Source organism: Saccharopolyspora sp. NPDC049426 (assembly GCF_040676935.1).
In the GTDB taxonomy this organism is placed as follows: Bacteria; Actinomycetota; Actinomycetes; order Mycobacteriales; family Pseudonocardiaceae; genus Saccharopolyspora.
Genome location: NZ_JBFAPZ010000008.1, coordinates 305,386 through 327,762 on the forward strand (window position 1 = coordinate 305,386; position 22,377 = coordinate 327,762).

A 22,377-nucleotide genomic window follows, 5' to 3' on the forward strand; every position below is an offset into this window, starting at 1 on the left:
GCGCGGTGGAGCTGCCAGGCATCGAGCACGACGCGGTCACCGGTTGGCTGGCCGAGCGCGGCGTGCCCGGACCGGTGGAGTTCTCGCTGGTCTCGGGCGGGAGGTCCAACCTCACCTACCGGGTCACCGACGCCGAAGGCGTGGTGCGCGCCCTGCGCCGGCCGCCGACCGGGGGAGTGCTGAGCACCGCCCACGACATGAGCCGCGAGTGGCGGTTCATCTCCGCGCTGCACGGGACCGGTGTCCCGGTTCCGGCGCCGTTCGCGTACTGCGAGGACGACGAGGTCACCGGCGCCGCGTTCTACGTGATGGACTTCGTCGACGGTACCGTGCTCGCCGACGGCTCCTCGGTGACCGCGATGCCGCTCACGGCTCGGCACCGCGCGGGGATGGCGACCGTGGAGTGCATGGCCGCGCTGCACAACCTCGAACCGGACGCCGTCGGGCTCGGCGACGTGGCCCGCCGCGACGGCTACCTGCAACGTCAGCTGCGGCGCTGGCAGAAGCAGGTCCACGCCTCGGGCGCCCCGGACCTCGGCCTGCTCGACCAGGTGCACGACGCGCTCGTCGCCAACGCGCCCGAGCAGACCACCGGAATCGTCCACGGCGACTTCCGCCCCGGGAACCTCTCCTACGGCCTCGACGGCGAGGTCCTCGCGGTCCTCGACTGGGAACTGGCGACCCTTGGCGAACCGCTGGCCGATCTCGGCTGGCTCATCGCCACCTGGGAGGAACCCGGCGACGACCTCCCCGCCGTCACCCCCGGCCCCACGGCCGAGGGCGGTTTTCCGACCCGCGACGACCTCATCGCCCGGTACGCCGAGCTGACCGGCCGAGACCTCTCCGACCTGCCGTTCTACGTCGCCTTCCAGCGCTGGCGCTCCTGCTGCATCACCGCAGGGGTCCGGGCCCGCTACGAGGCCGGCCACATGGGTGACGACGGCTACGACGCCGCTGCCAGAGCGGACACCGAACAGCGCCAAGCCGAACTGGCCTGGCAGGCAGTCAAGGATCTCGGCCTGGCCTAGCAATCCGGTCAGTCGAGGGCTTCGCGGACCGAACGCGGAATAAACTGCAACAGAGCAGGTTCGAGCGTCATCGCGCGGAACGCCAGGGCGACGGTAGCGCTGTGGTCCGGCCGGTGGACGATCTCGACGGAGTCGCCGGGTTGGACGTTTCCCGGCTCGATCACGCGCAGGTACGCCCCGGGCTTCGCCGCCCGCACGAACCGCTCGATCCAGCCGTTGCGCCCCATCCATCCCTGGAAGGTCGCGCAGGGGATGCGAGGGGATGACACCTCCAGCACGACCTCCCGACCGATGCGCCAGCGCTCACCGATGAGGGCGCCGTTCACGTCGAGACCGCAGGTGGTCAGGTTCTCGCCGAAAGTGCCGTGGGGAAGCGGGGTACCGAGCTCGACCTGCCACTCGTCCAGGTCCTCCCGTGCGTAGGCGTAGACGGCCTGGTCGGAGCCTCCGTGGTGCTTGACGTCGTACACCCGATCACCCGCTAGCCCGACCGCACCGGTGCCCTTCGGGCCGGGTGCGCAGACGGCCACCGGACCGGTGACCGGCCGCTTGTCGATGCCGGTGGCGCTGACCTGCTTCCACGGGTTGGGCCGAGGTCGGCCGACGTTGACGGACAGCACCTTCATCCTCTGACCGTACGGCCAGGCCGACCTCGGAGCGACTGATTTTTCGCCCGACTCAGGCGGTTCCCCGCAGGTGCCTGGCGAAGAACCGGTTGGCGGAATCGCCCTCCCACGGCGGGACACCGATGTGCCCGCCCATGTTGGCGTGCAGCGACTTCTCCTCGGAACCGAAGGCGTCGAACAGCTCCAGTGACTGCCCCCGGTCGTTCCCCTCGTCGTCCCACTGCAGCAGCACGTGCAGCGGGATGGCGACCTTTCGCGCCTCGTCGAACATGCTGCGAGGCACGAAACTCCCGGCGAAGAGCACTGCTGCCGCGATGCGCGGCTCGACCACCGCCAACAGGATCCCGATGGCGATGACTCCACCCGAATACCCGACCGGCCCGTCGACCTCGGGCAACGAGAGGAGCGCGTCCAGAGCGGCCTGCCACTCCGGAACCGCCTGGTCGACGAGTGGTGAGACGAGCCGTTCGACGATCTCGTCCACGGGCTCGCCGGCCGCCAACGCCCGACGCAGGTCGGCGCGCGCCACGTCGGCCTCCGCGGAACGCGGCCGGTCACCGCTCCCGGGCAGCTCGATGGTGGCCGCGGTGAAGCCCTGAGCCACTGAATGCCGCGCCCGATTCGCCAGCCGCGGGTACATCTTGCCGACCCCGCCGGGGTGGCCGAGCAGGATCCACGGGCCGGGCGCGGATTCGGGCGTCCACAGGATGCCGGGAATCCCGCCGAGGGTGAATCCGCGCTCGATGACACCGTCGTCGAGGCGCTGTTCAGAAGTGAATCGCATGGTCGTGCCTTTCGGGAGAGCTCACCAACGGCGCTCCCGGACGACCTACCGCCCGACCGTGACCCCGAGAAGGAGCACCCACGTCACAACGCCCACGGGTACCACCTCCTCAACTCTCACACGGCCTCCGAAAAAGTAGCAGCGCCCGCCGCGAACAACCAACCGATTTTCCCGTGTCCGGAATCGGGCCGTCGATCACGAACGCCGAGGTGAACTTCCGGACAACCGTCAGCGACGCCACGTCCCGGGACGCCTTTTCTAGGAATTGACCGGGAAAAAGGACAACGATCATGGGCGGGTCGGACCAAAACTGCCCATTGCCGCGCTACACAAAACGTTGTGCAAGGGGACGAGCAGGGCGAAGGCGATGCGCTGCCGTCCGGGTGGTGATCCTTGGGCTTTGGGTGTTCACAGGCGTTCACAGCGAAGGTGGGGCTGATGACGGTGGGTGCGGACCTGCGGGCTGCGCGGGAAGCTGCGGGGCTGAGCCTGGCGCGGATGGCGCAGCGCACGCATTTCGCGAAGTCGTACCTGAGCATGGTCGAAACCGGGAACGGACTGCGGCGCAGGACGTGATCAGCGCCTACGAGCAGGTGCTCGGTGTGTCATTGCGGGCCGGTTGCGGTGATCCGGTGCGGGTTGCGCACGAGTGGCTCGTGGCGGAGTCGCCGATGGCCGCGCACGTCCGTGCCGGTCGGCGGGTCGGGGGTTCGTTGGCGGATGAGCTCGACGAGCGAGTCGTCGAGCTGCGGCATCTCGATGACGTGGTCAGCAGCCGGGACCTCCTGCCTGCCGTGTTGAAGGAGCTCGGTGAGGTCGAGGCGCTGGTGGGCTTGGCGAGCTTCGCGGAGCAGGTGGGGCGGCGGCTGTTCACGGCGGTCGGGGAACTCGCGCAGCTCGCGGGGTGGATCGCCAGTGACGCAGGGCGTTGTGCCGACGCGCAGCGGCTGTACCTGTCGGGCGTGGGTGCTTCCGAGGCGGCGGGCGATCGCGTGCTGGGGGCGCAGCTGCTGTCCAGTCTGAGCTATCAGCTGGCCAATGTCGGGAACCCGCGTGACGCAGCCCTTTTGGCGCGGACGGCGGTTCGAGGGGCCGACGGCGCGTCGCCGGTGGTGCGTGCGCTCCTGCTGGAGCGCCTGGCGTGGGCCTCGGTGAAGGCGGGAGACGCCGAGGGCACCTGGCGCGCGTTGGACGCCGTGAACGACTCGTACGACCGCCGAGGCGGGACCGAGTCCGAGCCGGAGTGGGTCTATTGGCTCAACCAGGCGGAGATCGACGTCATGGCCGGTCGGTGCATGATCGAACTGGGACGTCCCGCCGACGCCGAGCCCCTTCTGGCCAACGCCATCGCGACCTACCCGGCCGAGCACGCCAGGGAAGTGGCGCTGTACCTGACGTGGCTGGCCGAATCCCATGCGAGGACCGGTGACCTGGACGCCGCACGCGACGTCGTGGAGCGGGCGCAGCGCCATGCGGCGACCATGCCCTCGTCCAGGGCCGAAGACCGCCTGGACTCGGTCGTGGGGATGCTCTGACGCGTCGGACCGTGGTGGCAACGTCCCGGGACGGTTCTTCCTGGAATTGACCGGGCAAAGGTTCTTGGTCGTTCCGGTGAATGTTTCCGGGACCTCGGGTGCGGGGCGCGGGGTCAGGATGTGGCGCAGAGGATGTCGAGGTGTCGCAGTTCGTCGTCGGACAGGACCAGGTCGGCTGCGGCGACGTTGGCACGCAGGTGGCGGACGCTGGTGGTCCCGGGGATCGGGATGACCGCTACGCCGTGCGCCTGCTGCCGGTGGTGCACCCAGGCCAGCGCAACCTGCCCCCGCGTGGTGTCGTGCGCATGAGCGATCTCACCGAGCGCGGTGCTCAGATCGTTCGTCGTCCGCTCGTCGGCTGTGCTCTGGGCCTGGTGGAGAACTCCATGGCCGTTCGGGGAGTGGGCCACGACCGCCACTCCGAGTTCGGCCGCGGTGGGCAGCAGCTCCTGCTCGATGTCGCGCTGCACCAGCGACCACTGCTCCTGCAGCGCCGCGATCGGATGTGCGGCGTGTGCGCGGCGCAGGTCGTCCGCCGTGACGTTGGACAGGCCGAGAGCGCGCACCTTCCCCTGGTCGACCAGTTCGGCCATGGCGCCGACCGTTTCCTCGATCGGGACCGTCTCGCTGCGATGGTGCAGGTAGTAGAGGTCGATCACCTCGACACCGAGCCGTCGCAGGCTCGACTCGCATGCCTGTCGCACGTACTCCGGGTCGGCCCGCACGTCGAAGTCACCGGCGACCTTTCCTTGCCACACCAGCCCGAACTTGCCGGCCAGCAGCACCTCGTCACGGCGCCCTTGGATCGTCCGGCCGACCAGCTCCTCGTTCTGGTAGGCATCGGCGGTTTCCACCATCGTGATGCCCGCATCCAGGGCGGCGTGGACCACGGCCACCGGGTCGCGGTCGCCGCCGTCGGCGACCCCGTCGCGCAACCTCATCGCCCCGAATCCCTGGCGGCCGAACCTCTCTCGGCTCATGGACGAACGCGTTCCCGTCTCAGCAGTTGGCATGGTCTTCACCCTAGGACCTCAATCGCGGTTGAGGTCCAGTCATGGCGCTGCACCTGCCGCGGCTGGTGGAGCGTGCGGACTCGGTCGTGCGTCAGACCGTGGTGGGGGATTGGTCGGGTTGTTCGGTCTGCGCGGCTTGGCGCTCGGGGTGGTCTGCGGGCATGAGGTAGGACAGGACCGCGAGGGCTGCCGCGATGAGGAACAGCAGGCCGAAGACGACGTGCACCGCGGCCATCAGGCCCGGTCCTGCGGGGGTGCCGTCGGGGCCGACGGCGGTGCGGGCGTTGACGATGGCTCCGCAGACCGCCACGCCCACGGCCGAGCCCAGCGAGCGGGCGAACATGTTGACGCCGGTGACGGCGCCGCGCTCGCTGAACGCGGCCGAGGACTGCGATGCGATGAGCGTCGGCACCGCGGTCAGGCCCATGCCCAGGCCGACAACGAACGTGAACGCCCCGATCATGAACACGGTCGAGTTCTCGCCCAGCAGCAGCGTCAGGCCGGTGCCCACCACCACGAAGGCCGAACCGATCATCGACGTGTAGCGGAACCCGAGGTTGAGGTAGACGCGCCCGGCGTTGGTGGCGGCCAGCGGCCAGCCGACCGTCATGGCGGCCAGGGCGAAGCCGGCGATCAGCGGGCCGAACCCGAGCACGCCTTGGGCGTAGATCGGCACGTAGGTGGACAGACCGAGCACGATCACGCCCACCAGCAGCGAGACGGCCGTGGGGACGCCCACCACGCGGCGGCGCAGCAGGCGCAGGTTCAGGATCGGGTGCGAGGAGCGCAGCGCGTGCGCGGCGAACGCCGCGAGCAGCAGCACGGCCGTCACGAAGATCAGGACCGACGGCACCGACATCCATGCCCAGCTGGTGCCGCCTTCGAGCAGACCGAGCAGCACGAGCGTGCTGCCGCCGGTGAGCAGCGCGGCACCGAGGTAGTCGATCGGTTCGCGGTCGCCTTCGCGCGCCGACTCGTGATACTTGAGCACCAGCATCGCCGCCGCCGCGAAGCACAGCGGCAGGTTGATCCAGAAGATCCAGCGCCAGCTGATGAATTCGCTGAACACGCCACCCAGCGTCGGGCCGACGACCGACGAGATCGCCCACACCGAGGCCAGGTATCCCTGCGTCTTCGCCCGCTCCTGGAGCGTGTAGATGTCGGCGGCGATGGTCAGCGAGACCGGCATCACCGCGCCCGCGCCCAGACCCTGCAGCACCCGGCCGACGATCAGCGCGGGCATCGACCAGGCCGCACCGCACAGCACCGATCCGACCAGGAAGAATCCGACTCCCGCGAGCATCAGGCGCTTGCGGCCGAGCACGTCGGCGAGCCTGCCGAACAGCGGCGTGCTCACCGCCTGCGCGAGCAGGTAGGCGGAGAACAACCACGGGACCTGAGCGAAACTGCCGAGATCGCGGGCGATCGTGGACGACGCGGTGGCGATGATCGTCGCGTCCAGCGCCACCAGGGCCGTGGACAACATCAGCGCGAGCAGGATCGGGCCGCGCTCGGAGCGCAGCCCGACACCGGAAGATGGAGCGGGCACGACTCCATAAGGTACCTGGAAGCGGAATTATTCCGGGCGCTGCGAAGATTCCCGATTTCCCCGGGTTTGCGGAGATTTCTGGGAAGAGCGCGGTTCTGGCTCGAACTCGCCGGGCATGAGGTCAACGATCAAGGACCGCCGCGTCGCTCCGCCACAGGAATCCGATGCTCTCCGGGTATCAGTGAATACCGAACGGATGTTGGACGGGCATTGTCCGGAGATCTAGCGTCGAGCCCGATCATGCCGGGTGATTCAGAGCACTACGACATTCGCCAGCCGGTGGAGGTGCGGTCGAGGCCTCCGAGCCGACGGATTCCGGTGCGCGCCTGACGAGGCGCGTCGGAAACCGGTGCTGGCAAGGGCAAAGGAGCCTCTCGTGGTCGAATCCAAGTCGCTCAACACCACCTTCGCCGCGCCACCACCGACATCGTTCCTGGGATACCTGCGGTCCTTCGGGCCGGGCATCGTCATCGCGCTCAGCTGGGTCGGAACCGGCGACCTCATCGACAACTCGGTGGCCGGCGGCAACTACGGCTACGCGCTGCTGTGGGTGCTGCCGCTGTCGCTGGTCTTCCGCTTCCTGTTCGTCAACAGCCTCGCGAAGTACCCGCTCTACAACGTCCAGAACGACTCCAGCATCGTGCGGGGTTTCGCCCGCACGCACCCGGTCTTCGGGTGGCTGATGCTGATCTCCTTCGTGCTCTACACGCACCTGCTGCTGGCGTTCAGCTTCAGCGGTGTGGGCGTGGCGCTGCACGGGCTGTTCGGCGGGCTTCCGCCGTTCTGGTGGTCGGTGATCGGCGCGATCTCGGTGTTCGCGGTGACCTTCCGGGGTGCTTACGGAGTCCTGGAGAACACCTTCAAGGTCGTGCTCGCGGTGATGGTGGGCGCGTTCGTCGTCGGCGTCGTCATGGTGGGCATCAACTGGCCCGAACTGGTGCGCGGATTCGCCTTCGAGCTGCCGCCGCAGAGCGGCTTGTTCGACTCCTCGCTGGTGGCGTCGAGCCTGGTCCTGGCCACGCTCGGCTCGATGGCCAACCTGTTCTACCCGCAGTTCCTGCGGGAGAAGGGCTGGGTGACCCCGGCCTACCGCCGTGTCCAGCAGTACGACCTGCTGTTCGGCTCGTTCGTGGTGCTGTTCCTCGGCGTGTGCGTCTGGGCGCTGGGGGCGGAGGTGCTGAGCACCGGTGAGGGGGTCGACGAGGCCTCCGACATCGCCGGAGCGCTGGGCACCGCGATCGGCCCGATCGGCACCTACCTGTTCTACCTGGGCTTGCTGGGCGCGGCGTGGACGACGGTGGCCGGCTCGCTGTTCGCGCTGAGCAAGATGAGCGTCGAAGCCCTGCACACGGTTCGGCCGGGCCGCCGGGAGCGGGTCGGCGATGACCCTCGCGAGGACGGCTTCTACAAGGTGATGGTCGTCTGGGGTCTGGCCGCGATCGTCTGGTCCCTGCCCGCCGCACCGGGATTCGTCGTGCTCGTGGTGATCTCGCACGTGCTGACCTCCCCGTTCCTGCTGATCATCGTGATCGGCCTGATCGCGATGCTGAACAAGCGCCGGATCATGGGCGAGCACGTCAACACCTGGAAGGAGAACCTGGTCCTGGTCATCGTCGCGCTGCTGGTCTGCGCAGCCGCCGTGCAGGGATTCGCCCAGGTTCTCGGTTTCTGACCCGAGCGAGGAAGCATGAACAAGCTCGAGATCGCCGTCCTGCCGGACCCCGATGGTGGTGTGGCCGAGGTCGCCCGCGATGCGGGCGCGGAAGTGGTGGGGCTCGACCAGGCCGAGGCGCTGGCCTGGACGACCTCGGCCACCGCCGAGTTCCCTTCAGCGCTGCCGGATTCGATCCGCTGGGTGCAGCTCCCCTCGGCCGGGGTCGAGCAGTGGTTCCAGGCCGGGATCGTCGACGGCGCGCGCACCTGGACCTCGGCGACCGGTGCCTACGCCGCACCGGTCGCCGAGCACGCGCTGTTGCTGCTGCTCACCGGGATACGTCGGATGCCGGAGTGCGTCCGCGCCACCACGTGGTCCAAGGCCGAGCTGATGCCGGCCGTGGGGACGCTCGGTGGTGCGACGGTGGCCATCATCGGCTGCGGCAGCATCGGCCGCGCCCTCATCCCGTCCCTGCGAGCGCTCGGCGCCCAGGTCATCGCCGTCAACCGCAGCGGACGGACCGTTCCAGGCGCCCTCCGCACCGTGGCGGCTGACGACGCGGCGCAGGTCTGGTCGCAGGCCGACCACGTCGTCGTCGCCGCGCCCGCGACCAGCGACACCCAGCACCTCGTGGGCCGCGACCAGATCGAGCGCATGCGCCCGGGCGCGTGGCTGGTCAACGTCGCCCGAGGCTCGGTCGTGGACACGGAGGCTCTGGTGGAAGCGCTGGACGAGGGGACCATCGGCGGGGCGGCCCTCGACGTCACCGACCCCGAGCCGCTGCCCGACGGTCATCCACTGTGGACTCATCCGCGAGCCGTCGTCACTCCGCACGTGGCCAACCCGGCGGTCACCCTCCGCCGCGGATTCCACGAACGGTTGGCGCACAACATCGGCCGGTACGTCCGAGGAGAAACCCTGATCGGAACGGTGGACCTCACACGCGGGTACTAGCCACCCGGATTACTCCGGTATTCCGGTCCCCGATCACGCCGTGAGCTGATCCGGTGTGGCGCTCAGAGCAGGTGGAAGGTGCCGTAGTGGTGGGGGGGAGAAGTACACCTCGTTGGTGGTCGTGTCCAGGACCAGGCGGTAGGCCTGGCGCTGGGCGCCGCACTCGCGCGGCGTGACGTCGAATTCGAGGTAGCTGTGGCCCTCGGGGAGCTGGCCCTCGTAGTTGTTGTAGGCGCCGCCGGCGAAGTTGCACTGCCCGTCCGGCCAGTCCACCCAGCCGCGCTCCGGCGGGTAGTTCAGCGACGCCCAGATCTCGTTCGAGCTGCGAGCCTCGTCGCACCCCTTGACCTCGCAGGCCTGCGCGATGGCGGCCGTGGCGGTCGGGGCGATCACGGCGCTGCCGCCGCCGAGCAAGCCGAGCACGGCGAAAGCGGAAACGAGCAGCTTGATCACTGGGTTGATTCGGTTGTGCCTCACGCGTTCTCCCGAAAGTTGGCAGCGCCTCGGAATCTAGAGGCGTCTGAAGGCTTTCGGGTCGGATCTGCGACAACTGGACAACTGGCTCAAGCGCGCGGGAACAGTCCGAACGACATCAGCCCTGACCCCGCGACGTGACGGCGTCGAACCCGACCACGTGGTCCTCGCGAGCAGAACAGGCGGAAGCAAACGCCTCATCTCCGCCAGCACCCCACGACGAAGGTTTCAACTGAAACCTCGACCCTCCTGAGGAAACCACGCATTCGGAGGGGGTGAAGTTTCAGTTGAAACGTCCCATTCCGCCGGTGGGGCGAAGTTCAATGCACTACGTGGCCGACAGCAGTGCTCAGAACTGGCCCTTGAAGAACACCGTCTGACCGGCGATGGGGTTGGGCTTGACCGACACCTGCAGCTCACCGGGCTGCTGGTCGACCTCCCAGACCTTGGTGAACGTGACCTCGCCGCCGGGCGGGATCTCGGTGTTGGGCAGCGGGTCGCCGGCGGTGAAGTTCTCCTGCGCGACGCGGCCGGCGTGCTGCGCGGTCAGCTGCGCCATCATTACCTGGTAGGGCTGGCTGGTGCCGTTCTTGACCGCCACGTCCACCGAGACGAACCGCTTGCCCGAAGGTGCCTGCAGGAACTGGTTGTCCGGGGTGAACTCGCGAGGGGTGGAGACGGTCACGGTTTCACCGCCGCTCCAGGTGTGGCCCTGCCCGAACGCGATCACCGTGGGAGCGGCTTGATCTCCCTGCGTGATGCCGGTCCCGATGACCGAGCCGGGAGTGTTGATCTGCTCGTTGACCGCCGTGGCGAACAGGCCGAACACGACGGTGCTGAGGATGAACGCGACAACCCCGAGGCCGGTGCCGATGGCCGCGACGACGAGATTGGTCGCGCGTCCTTTGCGGGCCCGCACGATGCCGATGATTCCGAGGACGATCGCGAGCGCGCCCAAGACGAATCCGATGAAGCCGATGATCGGGATCCAGGCCAGCAGCAGGCCGAGGATGCCCAGAACCAGCGCCGCGGTTCCCATTCCGTTGCGCGGCTGAACCGGAGCAGGCTGAGGCGTGTAAGCCGAAGTCGTCATGACCTCTTCCTTCATGGAAATTACTCTTCGAGGTCAGAACATTACCGTGCGAACATGGGGCTCTGTCTGCGAAATGGCGGAAAGAGTTCGCATTCAGGAGATCTTTTCCGGGCCCTTTCGGCCGAAGGGTCAACCTGGCGAACGGCGGGCTACTGCCGACCGGGCTGCGGGTTTTCGGTGACGGCGTCGACCTGGGTGTGCATGAGGGCGAGGGTTTGGTCGAGGGTCAGGCCGGAGTTCACGGCGTGGTCCAGGTAGGTGAGGATGCGCTGCGCGTCCTCACCGAGAACCGCGTTGGTGGAATCCGCCGTGGCGGCGTCGAGGGTGCCGAGGCTCGCGCGCTGCTGGGCGCCGCGCACGGCGCGTCGGAGGATGGTGGTCTCCTGCGCGTTCGGACGCCGGCGCTCCTCGGTGAGGCGGGCGAGGATGCGTCGCACGGTCGGGTCGTTCTTGACCGTCGCGGCCCTTGCGGCGTACGCGGCCACCATCTGCGACCCGCGTCGATCGTCCGGAGCGCCCGGGCCGTTCTCGGCGTGAGCGGGCGGCACGTCGACGTCGAGCGCGTCCATCGCACGCTGCACGCGCGCGTCCCGGGCGCGCGCTCGGGCGATCGCGTCCGGACGCCCCTTGCCCGCGCGCTCCCGCACCTTCTCACGGGCCTGCTGCCCGGCGGCGGACAACCTCCGGGGCCGGGAGACCAACCCGTCGTTGATCTGCTGCTGGCGCTTGAGCCGCAGGTGCATGTCCAGCGACTGCCCGGCCCGGGGCGGAGCCAGCCGCGCGTTGCGCTCGAAGTCGTCGTCCGAGTCGCGGAACCACTTCCGCAACCGCCTGACCAGGAAGTCCTCCGGCGACTCCCGGTCGCCCCGCCGGGGCTGGAAGCCCTCCTGGCCCTCCGGGAGGTTGTCGAGCGCGACCTTGATCGCGTCCACGCACCAGCCCGCGTCGAACCAGCGGTTGAGGATCGCGACGGCCTCCGAGGTCACCGGGTGACCTGGGAAGAGTTCGCCGAACAGCTTCCTGGTGGCCAGCTCGACCTGCTCCCGGTCGGCCGGGATGACCCGGCCCGGCCAGGTCTGCGGGGTGAAGGCCATCTGTTCCTCCAGGGGCTGCGCGTGCGCCACCAGTGTCCATCAACGGTTCCGGTGATCGACGCCGGATCGTGATCGCGGACCTACCGGCGGCGTCCGGAGGGCTTCCGTTTGGTGGGTCTCGACTATTTTCGGGGTCCACCACGCCAGGCTGGCTACATATCCCTACTTCCCGGTAACCGGGAGGGTGTTCTTGAACGTCGGGAGTGACAGCTCCCGTGAGGAGATTGGGAGGTCTTGTCGGTGTTCCGTCGTGTGGCGATCGTCAACCGCGGGGAAGCCGCGATGCGGCTGATTCATGCTGTGCGGGAGGTCGAGGCCGAGACCGGAGCCCGGATCGAGACCGTCGCCCTCCATACCGACGCGGACCGCTCGGCGGCCTTCGTGCGGGAGGCGGACCTCGGCTACGACCTCGGTGCGGCTCGGGATCGGCCCTACCTGGACCTGGGTGTGCTGGAGCGGGCGCTGGTCGAGACCGGGGCGGACGCGGCCTGGGTCGGCTGGGGCTTCGTCGCGGAGGACCCGGCGTTCGCCGAGCTCTGCGAGAAGGTGGGCGTGACCTTCATCGGCCCGAGCGCCGATGCGATGCGCAAGCTCGGCGACAAGATCGGCGCGAAGCTGATCGCGGAGGAGGTCGGTGTCCCGGTCGCGCCGTGGAGCCGGGGCGAGGTCGCCGACCTGGACTCGGCCGTCCGCAGCGCGGGTGAGATCGGCTACCCGCTGATGCTCAAGGCCACCGCGGGCGGTGGCGGACGCGGCATCCGCGTGATCAACGACGAGCGGGAACTGGCCGACGCCTACGAGCGCACCCGGCTGGAGGCCGAGCGGGCGTTCGGCAGCGGCGCGGTCTTCCTGGAACGGCTGGTCACCGGCGCCCGGCACGTCGAGGTCCAGGTGATCGCCGACGGCCAGGGCACGGCGTGGGCGCTGGGGGTCCGCGACTGCTCCGTGCAGCGGCGCAACCAGAAGGTCATCGAGGAATCCTCCTCGCCGGTGCTCAGCGCCGAGCAGAGCGCGGAGCTGAAGGCCGCGGCCGAGCGGCTCGCGCTGGCCGTGGACTACCGGGGCGCCGGGACCGTGGAGTTCCTCTACCACCCCGGTGACCGGCTGTTCGCCTTCCTGGAGGTCAACACCCGCCTGCAGGTCGAGCACCCGATCACCGAGGCCACCACCGGCATCGACCTGGTGAAGGCCCAGCTGCACGTGGCGTCGGGCGGCAAGCTCGAAGGGGAGCCGCCCGCCGAATCCGGGCACGCCATCGAGGCCCGGCTCAACGCCGAGGACCCGGAACGCGACTTCGCACCGGCACCGGGCAAGATCGTCCGGCTCGACTTCCCCGCAGGACCCGGCATCCGCGTCGACACCGGTGTGGACGAGGGCGACAGCATCCCCGCCGACTTCGACTCGATGATCGCCAAGATCATCGCCGTGGGGCGCGACCGGGACGAGGCGCTGGGCAGGCTGCGTCGCGCGATGGCGCAGACCACGGTGATCGTCTCCGGCGGCGCGACCAACAAGAGCTTCGTGCTCGACCTGCTCGACCGGCCCGAGGTGATCGACGGTTCCGCCGACACGGGCTGGATCGACCGGGTCCGCGCCGAAGGTGAGCTCCAGTCGCACCGGCACTCCGCGATCGCCCTGGCCGCGGCCGGCATCGAGGCGTACGAGGACGCCGAGCTCGTCGAGCGGCAGCGGTTCCTGGCCGCGGCGCACGGCGGACGGCCGCAGGCGCAGCACGAGAGCGGGAGGCCTCTGGAGTTCAAGCTGCGGGGCAACTCCTACCGGGTGCAGGTGGCGCGCATCGGGCACGAGCGGTTCCGGATCGGGATCAGCGCGGGCAGCGGCGCTCCGGTGCACACCGCCGACGTCGAGGTCGAGCGCTTCGACGACCACGTCGGGCAGCTCACCGTCAACGGCGAGCGCTACCGCCTGGTCACCGACACCCACGGTCCGGTGTGCCTGGCCGAGGTGAACGGCGTGGCGCACCGGGTCAGCCGCGACGAGGGCGGCGTGCTGCGCTCGCCCGCGCCCGCGCTGGTCGTCGCGACCCCGCTGGAGGTCGGCGCCGAGGTCGAGGAAGGCGCAGCGGTCCTCGTGCTGGAGAGCATGAAGATGGAGACCGTGCTGCGCGCACCCTTCCGCGCCAAGCTGCGGGAGTGCTTGGTGCGCACGGGAAGCCAGGTCGAGACGGGCGCGCCGCTGCTGCGGCTGGAACCGCTCGGCGACTCCGACGAAGCCGACGCGGAGCAGGCCACGTCCGAGACCGCTGATCTCGCGCTCCCCCCGGGACGGGAAGGGATCGACGCGGGCGAACGCGCGACGCGCAGCCGGCAGGACCTGCGCAGCATGCTGCTCGGGTTCGACGTGGACCCGCAGGACGAGCGCCGCGTCCTCAACGACTACCTGCGGGCCCGCGAGGAACTGGTCGAGGCCGGACGGCGTCCGCTGGCCGAGGAGATCGAGCTCCTGGAGGTTTTCGCCGACCTCTCCGAGCTGAGCCGCAACCGGCCGGTCGGGGAGGAGACGGCGGCGGACTCGCGGGTGCACAGCTCGCGCGAGTACTTCCACACCTACCTGCAGAGCCTCGACGTCGAGCGGGCCGGACTGTCCGAGACGTTCCAGCGGCGCCTGGTCAAGGTCCTCGCCCACTACGGGGTCGACGAGCTGGACCGGACCCCGGAGCTGGAGGAGGCGGTCTTCCGGATCTTCCTCGCCCAGCAGCGCGCCTCCTCGGACGAGGCGGCCATGGCGACGCTGCTGCGGCAGTGGCTCGCCGAGGCGCCGCCCTCCGGCGCGAACCGGCAGCCCGCCGGTCTCGCCCTGGAGCACCTGGTGGCGGCCACCCAGCTGCGGTTCCCCGCGCTGTCCGACCTCGCCCGCACCGTGGCGTTCCGCTGGTTCGCCCAGCCGATGCTGCGGCGCCACCGCGCGGAGGTCTACGCGGGGGTGCGCAAGCACCTGAGGTACCTGGACGAGAACCCGGCCGCACCGGACCGGGCCGAGCGGATCTCCGCGATGGTCTCCAGCGCCGAACCGCTGGTCCGGCTCGTCGGGCAGCGCATCGGTCGCGAGGGAACCGACCCGGCGCCGCTGCTGGAGGTGCTCGCCCGCCGCTACTACGGCAACCGGGAGCTCGACGACGTCCGCACGGTCGAGGTCGCCGACTGCACCTTCGTCACCGCCGAGCACCGGAGCGCGGGTTCGCGCGTGGTGAGCACGGCGGTGGACTTCGCCGCGCTGCCCGACGTCGTGCGGGCGATCGGTGAGCTGGCCACCGACGGCGGCCTGGTCGCCGACGTCTACCTGGTGTGGGACGGCCAGCCCGACGACACCGACGCGATGGCGGCCCGGCTCGGCGAGGTGCTCGCCGCTCAGCAGCTGCCGAGCCAGGTCAACCGCATCACCACCACGGTGGCCGGTCCCAGTGGTGCGGTGATGCACCACCACTTCACCTTCCGCCCGTCGCCGGAGGGCTTCGCCGAGGAACGCCTGATCCGCGGGCTGCACCCGTTGCTCGCCGATCGGATGCAGCTGGAGCGGCTGCGCGAGTTCGACCTCGACCGCCTGCCCTCGGCAGACGAGGAGGTCTACCTGTTCCGGTGCGTGGCACCGCAGAACCCCGCTGACGAGCGGTTGGTGGCGCTGGCCCAGGTGCGTGACCTGACGCCGCTGCGGGAGTCCGACGGCAGGCTCGTCGCGCTGCCCGCCGCGGAGGGCGTGCTCACCGCGTGCCTCGACGCGATCCGCAAGGCCCAGGCGAAGAAGCCCAAGGCGAACAAGCGATCCGGGACCAACCGCATCGTCATCTACGTCTGGCCTCCGAACGAGCTGTCCATGGAGGAGCTCGACGTCGTCGCGCAGCGCGTGCTGCCCACGACGGCCGGTGCCGGGCTGGAGGAAGTGCTGTTCCTGGTGCGCCAGCCCGACCCGGAGACCGGTGAGCTCGGCGAGGTCGCGGTGCGCATCGGCTACGACGCCGGGGCGGGGATGCGGCTCTCCGTCGAGCAGCCGTCGGTGGAGCCGGTGCAGCCGCTGGACTCCTACCGGCAGAAGGTGTTGCGGGCGGCCAACCGCGGGACCGCGTACCCGTACGAGCTGACGAAGATGCTCGCCGGCGCCCACGGCCGCTTCGTCGAGCACGACCTCGACGAGGACGGCGTGCTGGTGCCGGTGGACCGGCCGAAGGGGCAGAACTCGGCGGCGATCGTGGCGGGCGTGGTCACCACGCCCACGCGCCGGCACCCCGAGGGGATGTCGCGGGTGGTGCTGCTGGGCGATCCGACCAAGGCGCTGGGCGCCCTGTCGGAGCCGGAGTGCTCGCGCGTGATCGCCGCGCTGGACCTGGCCGAGCGGATGCAGGTGCCGCTGGAGTGGTTCGCGCTGTCGGCGGGTGCGCGGATCTCGATGTCCTCGGGCACCGAGAACATGGACTGGGTGGCCGCCGCGCTCAAGAAGATCGTCACGTTCACCCAGGGTGGCGGTGAGATCAACGTCGTGGTGGCGGGCATCAACGTCGGCGCGCAGCCGTACTGGAACGCCGAGGCCACGATGCTCATGCACACCAAGGGAATCCTGGTGATGACACCGGATTCGGCGATGGTGCTCACCGGCAAGCAGTCGCTGGACTTCTCCGGTGGCGTGTCGGCCGAGGACAACTTCGGCATCGGCGGCTACGACCGGGTGATGGGCCCGAACGGGCAGGCCCAGTACTGGGCGCCGAACCTCGCCGCCGCCAACGACGTCCTGATGGCCCACTACGAGCACACCTACATCGCCCCGGGCGAGGCCGGGCCGCGCCGGGCGGGCAGCAGCGACCCGCGCGATCGCGACGTCTCGACCTACCCGCACGAGCTCGCCGACAGCGATTTCAGCACCGTGGGGCAGATCTTCTCCGCCGAGCACAACCCGGACCGCAAGAAGTCCTTCGACATCCGGACCGTGATGCGGGCGGTGTCCGACCAGGACCACCCGGTGCTGGAGCGGTGGGCCGGGATGGCCGACGCCGACACGGCCGTCGTCCAGGACGCGCACCTCGGTGGCAGCCCGGTCTGCCTGATCGGTGTCGAATCGCGTTCGGTCGCTCGGCGCGGGTTCCCGCCCACCGACGGGCCGGACGCCTACACCTCGGGCACCCTGTTCCCGCGGTCGTCGAAGAAGGTCGCGCGAGCGATCAACGCGGCCAGCGGGAACCGGCCGCTGGTGGTGCTGGCGAACCTCTCCGGGTTCGACGGCTCGCCCGAGTCGATGCGCAAGCTGCAGCTGGAGTACGGCGCCGAGATCGGCCGGGCCATCGTCAACTTCGACGGCCCGATCGTGTTCTGCGTGATCTCCCGCTACCACGGCGGCGCGTTCGTCGTGTTCTCCAAGGCGCTGAACCCGAACATGACCGTCCTCGCGGTCGAGGGTTCCTACGCCTCGGTGATCGGTGGCGCACCGGCGGCAGCGGTCGTCTTCGCGGGTGATGTCAACGAGCGCACCGCGAACGACCCGAGGGTGCGGGAGCTCGAGGAGCTCGTGTCGGCTGCCGACGGTCCGGAACGAGCGGCTCAGAGCCTGAAGCTGGCCGACGTCCGGGCCGAGGTGCGTGCCGAGAAGCTCGGCGAGGTGGCCGCGGAGTTCGACCGCGTCCACAGCATCCAGCGCGCGGTGGAGGTCGGCTCCGTCGACGCGATCGTGAGCGCGGAAGAGCTGCGTCCTCGGATCATCGACGCCATCGAGAAGGCGGCGCAGCAGCGCTGAACCAGAGGGTTGCGGATCTGGTCCGAACTGTCCGGTCGAAGAGGGCATCGATCATGGACGGTTCGGACCAGAACCGACCCTGAACGCAGGCGCGAGGGGGCCGTCCGATCGACACGGCGTCGGCCGGCCGGCCGCGAAGGCGTCACGGGTGGTGCGGGACCGCTTTGAGGAGGGTGACCCGCTCGGTGCCCCCGTTGGGGACCTCGTAGGTCCGCTCGTCGCCCTGCCGGGCTCCGGTCAGGGCGGCGCCGAGCGGCGATTCGGGGGAGTAGACCGCGAGACCGTCGGTGTCGGTCCCGTCGCGGGTGCCGAGCAGGAAGGTCTCGATCTCGCCGTCGTCGTAGCGGACGGTGAGCTGCATGCCGGGCTCGGCGACCCCGTCGTCCGGCGGCGGGTCACCGACCACCGCGTTGTTCAGCAGATCTCTGATCTGCCGGATGCGAGCACGCCGGTGCCCCTCGTCGTCCAGCTCGGCGGCGGGACGGTGGGAAACCAGTTCGGCGAGCTCGGCCCGCAGCCGGTCGTGAGCGTCCTGGGTCATCCAGCGGGGGTGCGTGGTCGTCATGGTCTTCCTCGTGTCGACGGGTCGGGATCAAGACGTTGCTGCCGCGTGATGCGAAGAGGTGTGCGTCCGGACCTCAGCGATCCGAGGTGCGCGGCATCGGGAGGAAGCTCGGCGAGGCGTCGGTGGACGATGTCCGCTCGCGCCGCTCAGTCGCGCGGGGTGATCACCGTCGGCGGCGTACCGGTCTGAGCCGGACGGTCGCGCGGTCTTCGGAAGGCGAGCCGATCACCGCTGAGGCCCGTGGACCACGACGGGTGCGTGCGATAGCGCCCATGACCAGCCCTCCCGTGATCTGACCTCACCGTTCAAGCCCGATCATGGCAGACGTTCAGACCAACGCCGCTGTGGAAAGCGAACAAATCGAACAGTGGCACTTGTGCGGTTCCTCCAGCCCGCGGCACGACCGCGGTCTACCGCAGGTCGAACTGGAAGAGGTCGCTGGTCAGAGCCAGACGAGAGCGGCCACGACGAGAGCCTGGGTGCCCGTGGTCAACGTCGGTTGGATCGCCGGGGCGAAGGTGGGCGAGTGGTTCGCCGGGACGTCCTGGGAGCCGCCGTCGAACAGGTCGGGATCGAGGCCGCCGATGCCCCAATAGGTGTAGGGGATGTCGAAGGCGGTGGCCAGGTCGCTGAAGTCCTCGCTGGCGGCCCACCGGCCGAGAGGCCCGGCGCGGTCCCCGAAGAAGCCGGCGAACGCCTCGGCGACCTTGCCGGTGGACGAGGCGTCGCTGTCGGCCGCGGCGAGCGTTGGGCCCGCGTTGGTGGCCACGGTCCCGGCCGGCATCGGCAGCACGTGCTGGGCCAGCGCCACATCAGGTCGGGGGATGAGCGCGCGGAGACCGTCGTCGACCATGCCCCGGGCGCCGTCGGCGACCTCCTCGGCGGGCTGGAACAGCACGACCAGCGTGCCGTTCCACCGGCCGGTGGCCGAGGCCATCAGCTGCGCGGCCCCGAGCAGGCAGGCCACGTGCACGTCGTGGCCGCACGCGTGCATCACCGGTTCGCCGTCAGCGGTCGCGGTGCTCGCGTAGGGCAGGCCGGTGTCCTCCTGCACCGGTAGGGCGTCCATGTCGGCCCGCAGCAGGACCGTGGGCCCGTCACCGTTGGCCAGCACCCCGACCACGCCGGTGCCGCCCACCTCCTCGTGGACCTGGTAGCCGGATCCCCGGAGCCGTTCGGCGACCAGCGATGCCGTGCGGGTCTCCTGGTGGGACAGCTCCGGGTGCGCGTGCAGATCCCGGTAGAAGTCCTCCTGCCAGGCCAGCGCGGAGTCGAAAACGGCGAGCACCGCTGCGGCTCGTGGCGTGTCCGTGCTGGTCTCACTCCTGGGTGTGCGCCCGGAATCTCGGCCAGGATGCGCCACCGCCGGCCGACCCGCACCATCGCGCCGCGGCGTGCTGGGCACCCGCAGGCTGTACCTGACCCCGAGCATCCGGATGGTGAAGCACACCGCCGCGGCCACGAGCGCGCTCGCGATCCCGTAGATCCCCAGGTGCACGGTGAGCACCGTCAGCGTGGCGCCCACCAGCGCAGGAACGGCGTAGAAGTCGCTGGTCAGCACAGAGGGGACCCGCTTGATCGCCATGTCGCGCAGGGTCCCGCCGCCGACGGCCGTGAGCGCCCCCAGCAGCACCGCCTGCACCCCGCCGAGGCCGTACGCCAGCGCCTTGCTGGCACCGGTCACGCAGAACACGCCGAGCCCGATCGCGTCGAAGATCGTGATCAGCTTCGCGAACCGCTCCAGTTCCACGCTGATGAAGAACGCCACGAGCGCCCCACCAGCGGCGACGCCCAGGTAGAGCGCGTCGCTGAAGGTGGCGGGCGGCAGCGACCCGATCAGGATGTCCCGCAGGATGCCGCCGCCGAGCGCGGTCATCATGCCCAGCGTGAGGACCCCGACCAGGTCGAGCCGCACCACGCGCACGGCGGTGAGCGCACCGTTGAGGCCGAACGCGAACGTCCCCGTCAGATCCAGCGCGAGCAGCAACGGCGGTTGAGACATGACCACAGTCTGACCCCGACCCCCGCCTCGCACGCGGGTGGATGCTCACGGTCGCATCGATCCGTGCTCGACGTAGCGGTGGTGCCAGGACAGGGATTCGTCGAGCAGGTGCGGGGTGTGCAGCCCGAACGACGAGTGCTGCGCGCGCTGGAAGTAGTCGTGGAGCAGCGGCCGGAAGTCGGGGTGCGCGCAGCGGTCGATGATGCGTTCCGCACGCTTCTTGGGTGACAGTCCGCGCAGGTCGGCCAGGCCCTGCTCGGTCACGACTACGTCCACGTCGTGCTCGGTGTGGTCGACGTGCGAGACCATCGGCACGATCGCCGACACGTCGCCGTTCTTGGCCTGCGACGGCGTCACGAAGATCGACACGTAGGCGTTGCGCGCGAAGTCGCCGGAGCCGCCGATGCCGTTCTGGATGCGGCTGCCCATCAGGTGCGTGGAGTTGATGTTGCCGTAGATGTCGGCCTCCACGATCCCGTTCATCGCCAGGCAGCCGAGCCGTCGCACCACCTCGGGGTGGTTGCTGATCTCCTGCGGCCGCAGCACGATCTTGTCGCGGTAGGCGGCGGTGTCCCGGTTGAACCGGTCGACCGCGGTCGGGCTCAGCGAGAACGCCGTCGCGGAAGCCATCCGGAGCTTGCCCGATTCGATGAGCTGCAGCATCCCGTCCTGGATGACCTCGGTGTAGGCGGTCAGCCCGTCGAACGGGCCCGTTCCGAGACCGGCGAGGACGGCGTTGGCGACGTTGCCCACCCCGGACTGCAGCGGCAGCAGCTCCCTGGGCAACCGGCCGCTGCGCACCTCCAGCTCCATGAAGTCCAGGACGTGCCCGGCGATCTGCTCGGAGGTCCGGTCGGGCGGTGTGAAAGCCGCGTTGCGGTCGGGTGATTCGGTCTCCACGACCGCGATCACCTTGTCCGCCGGGCATTCCAGGTAAGGCACGCCGATCCGGTCGGCGGGGTGCGTGATCGGGATGGGCTTGCGGTGGGGTGGGAGAGCGGTCCCGTAGTAGATGTCGTGCATGCCGTCGAGGTGCTCGCTCTGCCACGAGTTCACCTCGAGGATCACCCGATCGGCCTGCTCCAGCCACGTCTTGTTGTTGCCCACCGAAGAGGACGGGATCAACCGGCCGTCCGAGGTGATGCCGCTGACCTCCACGACAGCAACGTCCAGCTCGCCGTAGATGCCCTGCCACACCCGCTGCGCCACGTGCGAGAGGTGGATGTCGGTGTAGTCCAGGCGGCCCGCGTTGATCTTCGCCCGGCTCACCGGATCCGACTGGTACGGCAACCGGAGGTCGATCCCCTCCACCTCCGCCAGCGCCCCGTCGAGCTCCGGAGCGGTCGATGCCCCGGTCCACAACCCGACCTTCATCGGCCGCCCCTGCTCGTGGGACCTGGCGACCCGCTTCGCCAGCGCTCCCGGCACCTCCTTCGGATACCCGGCACCGGTGAACCCGCTCATGCCCACGTTCTCGCCGGGCTCGATCATCGCGGCGGCCTCCTCCGCCGAGACGATCTTCGACGCGAACTGCCGATTCCGAATCCTGCCGGTCATCCACGACCTCCCGCTCAACGTTGAGACGCGCAGCGCCATCTCGGGCCAAGGGCGCTTGCTGTGACGCGGATCCTAAGCGCGACACCGAGCGGAACCGGCTGTGACGTGGGGCACGAGCCGCATTGAAGGAGCGCGCTCACCAGGCAAGACGCGGCGGCCGAGGGTTCAGGCGAGCGTCTCGGCATCGTTCGCTGAGCGACACCGATGGTCGCTCAGCGAACTCCACCGGCGCGCTTCCGGAGCGCGAGCACCGTGGTCACCGCGAGGACGACCACCCCGACCGACTCCACGACGATCGAGGTCGGCGCCAGCCGGTAGCCGAGGCTCGACCGCATCCCGAACAGCGAAACCGGGCTCAACGCGATCAACAACGCCAACAACGTCCCCAACACGAACAGCAGCCCCAGACCGCTCGCCAGCCCCAACCGCTGTTGCCGGACCACGATCACCGCCACGGCCAACGCAACCGCCCCCACCGCGTTCACCACGAACAACACCCCGAGCAAACCCCCGGTCCCGGTGAGCACGAGAAAAAGATGAATCCCACCCATGCCCAGCAGGAAAACCGCGCTCAACCGCCGCCAGACAGCCAAAGCCCGGCCACCTGCAACCGAAGACGACCCACCCGAATGCCCAGACGACATCTCCTCACCTGCCTTCCCGCACGGCGGTGAATACCCCAGTCCACCACGCCCAACACGTCACTGCGCAGG

At 69.6% G+C, this 22,377-nt stretch carries 17 protein-coding genes; 6 read left to right on the forward strand and 11 right to left on the reverse strand.

Annotated elements, in window-relative coordinates; genetic code table 11:
• The first annotated feature begins 5 nt into the window (after nt 1-5).
• Nucleotides 6-1,028 carry a phosphotransferase family protein gene (locus AB0J78_RS19865; RefSeq protein WP_363791004.1) on the forward strand — a complete coding sequence of 341 codons (1,023 nt, stop codon included), beginning with the start codon at nt 6-8 and terminating at the stop codon, nt 1,026-1,028.
• An 8-nt stretch (nt 1,029-1,036) separates the two neighbouring features.
• On the opposite strand, the gene AB0J78_RS19870 is transcribed toward AB0J78_RS19865, so the two are convergent.
• Together AB0J78_RS19870 and AB0J78_RS19875 are read right to left on the reverse strand one after the other, a co-directional pair.
• Nucleotides 1,037-1,654, reverse strand: a complete 618-nt coding sequence (locus AB0J78_RS19870; protein ID WP_363791006.1) for an MOSC domain-containing protein — start codon at nt 1,652-1,654, stop codon at nt 1,037-1,039.
• 52 nt (nt 1,655-1,706) lie between these two features.
• A complete protein-coding gene (locus tag AB0J78_RS19875; RefSeq protein ID WP_363791008.1) occupies nt 1,707-2,438 on the reverse strand; it encodes an alpha/beta hydrolase in 732 nt (243 codons plus the stop codon).
• 438 nt (nt 2,439-2,876) lie between these two features.
• Here AB0J78_RS19875 and AB0J78_RS19880 point away from each other — a divergent pair, with 438 nt between their 5' ends.
• Together AB0J78_RS19880 and AB0J78_RS19885 are read left to right on the forward strand one after the other, a co-directional pair.
• Nucleotides 2,877-3,014 (forward strand): helix-turn-helix domain-containing protein, encoded by a 138-nt coding sequence (locus tag AB0J78_RS19880; RefSeq protein WP_363791010.1) that lies wholly within the window; start codon nt 2,877-2,879, stop codon nt 3,012-3,014.
• Nucleotides 3,011-3,973, forward strand: coding sequence for a transcriptional regulator (locus AB0J78_RS19885; RefSeq protein WP_363791012.1), 963 nt, complete (start codon nt 3,011-3,013; stop codon nt 3,971-3,973). Before AB0J78_RS19880 ends, AB0J78_RS19885 begins: the two co-directional genes overlap by 4 nt.
• Before the next feature lie 113 nt (nt 3,974-4,086).
• On the opposite strand, the gene AB0J78_RS19890 is transcribed toward AB0J78_RS19885, so the two are convergent.
• Together AB0J78_RS19890 and AB0J78_RS19895 are read right to left on the reverse strand one after the other, a co-directional pair.
• Nucleotides 4,087-4,914, reverse strand: coding sequence for an aldo/keto reductase (locus AB0J78_RS19890; RefSeq protein ID WP_363791014.1), 828 nt, complete (start codon nt 4,912-4,914; stop codon nt 4,087-4,089).
• 163 nt (nt 4,915-5,077) lie between these two features.
• Nucleotides 5,078-6,535 (reverse strand): MDR family MFS transporter, encoded by a 1,458-nt coding sequence (locus tag AB0J78_RS19895; protein WP_363791016.1) that lies wholly within the window; start codon nt 6,533-6,535, stop codon nt 5,078-5,080.
• 376 nt (nt 6,536-6,911) lie between these two features.
• On the opposite strand from AB0J78_RS19895, the gene AB0J78_RS19900 reads away from it, so the two are divergent.
• On the forward strand, nt 6,912-8,207 hold the full coding sequence (locus AB0J78_RS19900; protein WP_363791018.1) for an Nramp family divalent metal transporter: 1,296 nt from the start codon (nt 6,912-6,914) through the stop codon (nt 8,205-8,207).
• A gap of 15 nt (nt 8,208-8,222) precedes the next feature.
• Nucleotides 8,223-9,143 carry a D-isomer specific 2-hydroxyacid dehydrogenase family protein gene (locus tag AB0J78_RS19905; protein WP_363791020.1) on the forward strand — a complete coding sequence of 307 codons (921 nt, stop codon included), beginning with the start codon at nt 8,223-8,225 and terminating at the stop codon, nt 9,141-9,143.
• Nucleotides 9,144-9,176: 33 nt separating this feature from the next.
• Here the strand turns inward: AB0J78_RS19905 and AB0J78_RS19910 are convergent, their stop codons facing one another.
• The 3 genes from AB0J78_RS19910 to AB0J78_RS19920 all read right to left on the reverse strand — a co-directional run bounded on the left by AB0J78_RS19910 (nt 9,177) and on the right by AB0J78_RS19920 (nt 11,834).
• Nucleotides 9,177-9,620, reverse strand: coding sequence for a ribonuclease domain-containing protein (locus AB0J78_RS19910; protein ID WP_363791022.1), 444 nt, complete (start codon nt 9,618-9,620; stop codon nt 9,177-9,179).
• A 346-nt stretch (nt 9,621-9,966) separates the two neighbouring features.
• Nucleotides 9,967-10,710, reverse strand: a complete 744-nt coding sequence (locus AB0J78_RS19915) for a DUF4190 domain-containing protein (protein ID WP_363791024.1) — start codon at nt 10,708-10,710, stop codon at nt 9,967-9,969.
• Between the two features lie 149 nt (nt 10,711-10,859).
• Complete coding sequence (locus AB0J78_RS19920) at nt 10,860-11,834, reverse strand: hypothetical protein (protein ID WP_363791026.1); 975 nt, start codon at nt 11,832-11,834, stop codon at nt 10,860-10,862.
• A 210-nt stretch (nt 11,835-12,044) separates the two neighbouring features.
• Here AB0J78_RS19920 and AB0J78_RS19925 point away from each other — a divergent pair, with 210 nt between their 5' ends.
• The gene (locus AB0J78_RS19925; protein ID WP_363791028.1) at nt 12,045-17,540 is read left to right on the forward strand and encodes a carboxyl transferase domain-containing protein; all 5,496 of its coding nucleotides are present in this window, start codon (nt 12,045-12,047) and stop codon (nt 17,538-17,540) included.
• A 142-nt stretch (nt 17,541-17,682) separates the two neighbouring features.
• On the opposite strand, the gene AB0J78_RS19930 is transcribed toward AB0J78_RS19925, so the two are convergent.
• The 4 genes from AB0J78_RS19930 to AB0J78_RS19945 form a co-directional block, all read right to left on the reverse strand.
• Nucleotides 17,683-18,105 (reverse strand): GreA/GreB family elongation factor, encoded by a 423-nt coding sequence (locus AB0J78_RS19930; protein ID WP_363791030.1) that lies wholly within the window; start codon nt 18,103-18,105, stop codon nt 17,683-17,685.
• Nucleotides 18,106-18,547: 442 nt separating this feature from the next.
• A complete protein-coding gene (locus AB0J78_RS19935) occupies nt 18,548-20,107 on the reverse strand; it encodes a M20/M25/M40 family metallo-hydrolase (RefSeq protein WP_363791032.1) in 1,560 nt (519 codons plus the stop codon).
• 45 nt (nt 20,108-20,152) lie between these two features.
• Complete coding sequence (locus tag AB0J78_RS19940; RefSeq protein WP_363791034.1) at nt 20,153-21,664, reverse strand: acetyl-CoA hydrolase/transferase family protein; 1,512 nt, start codon at nt 21,662-21,664, stop codon at nt 20,153-20,155.
• A gap of 212 nt (nt 21,665-21,876) precedes the next feature.
• Nucleotides 21,877-22,257: a hypothetical protein gene (locus AB0J78_RS19945; protein ID WP_363791037.1), complete on the reverse strand. Its 381-nt coding sequence runs from the start codon at nt 22,255-22,257 to the stop codon at nt 21,877-21,879.
• Nucleotides 22,258-22,377 lie beyond the last annotated feature (120 nt).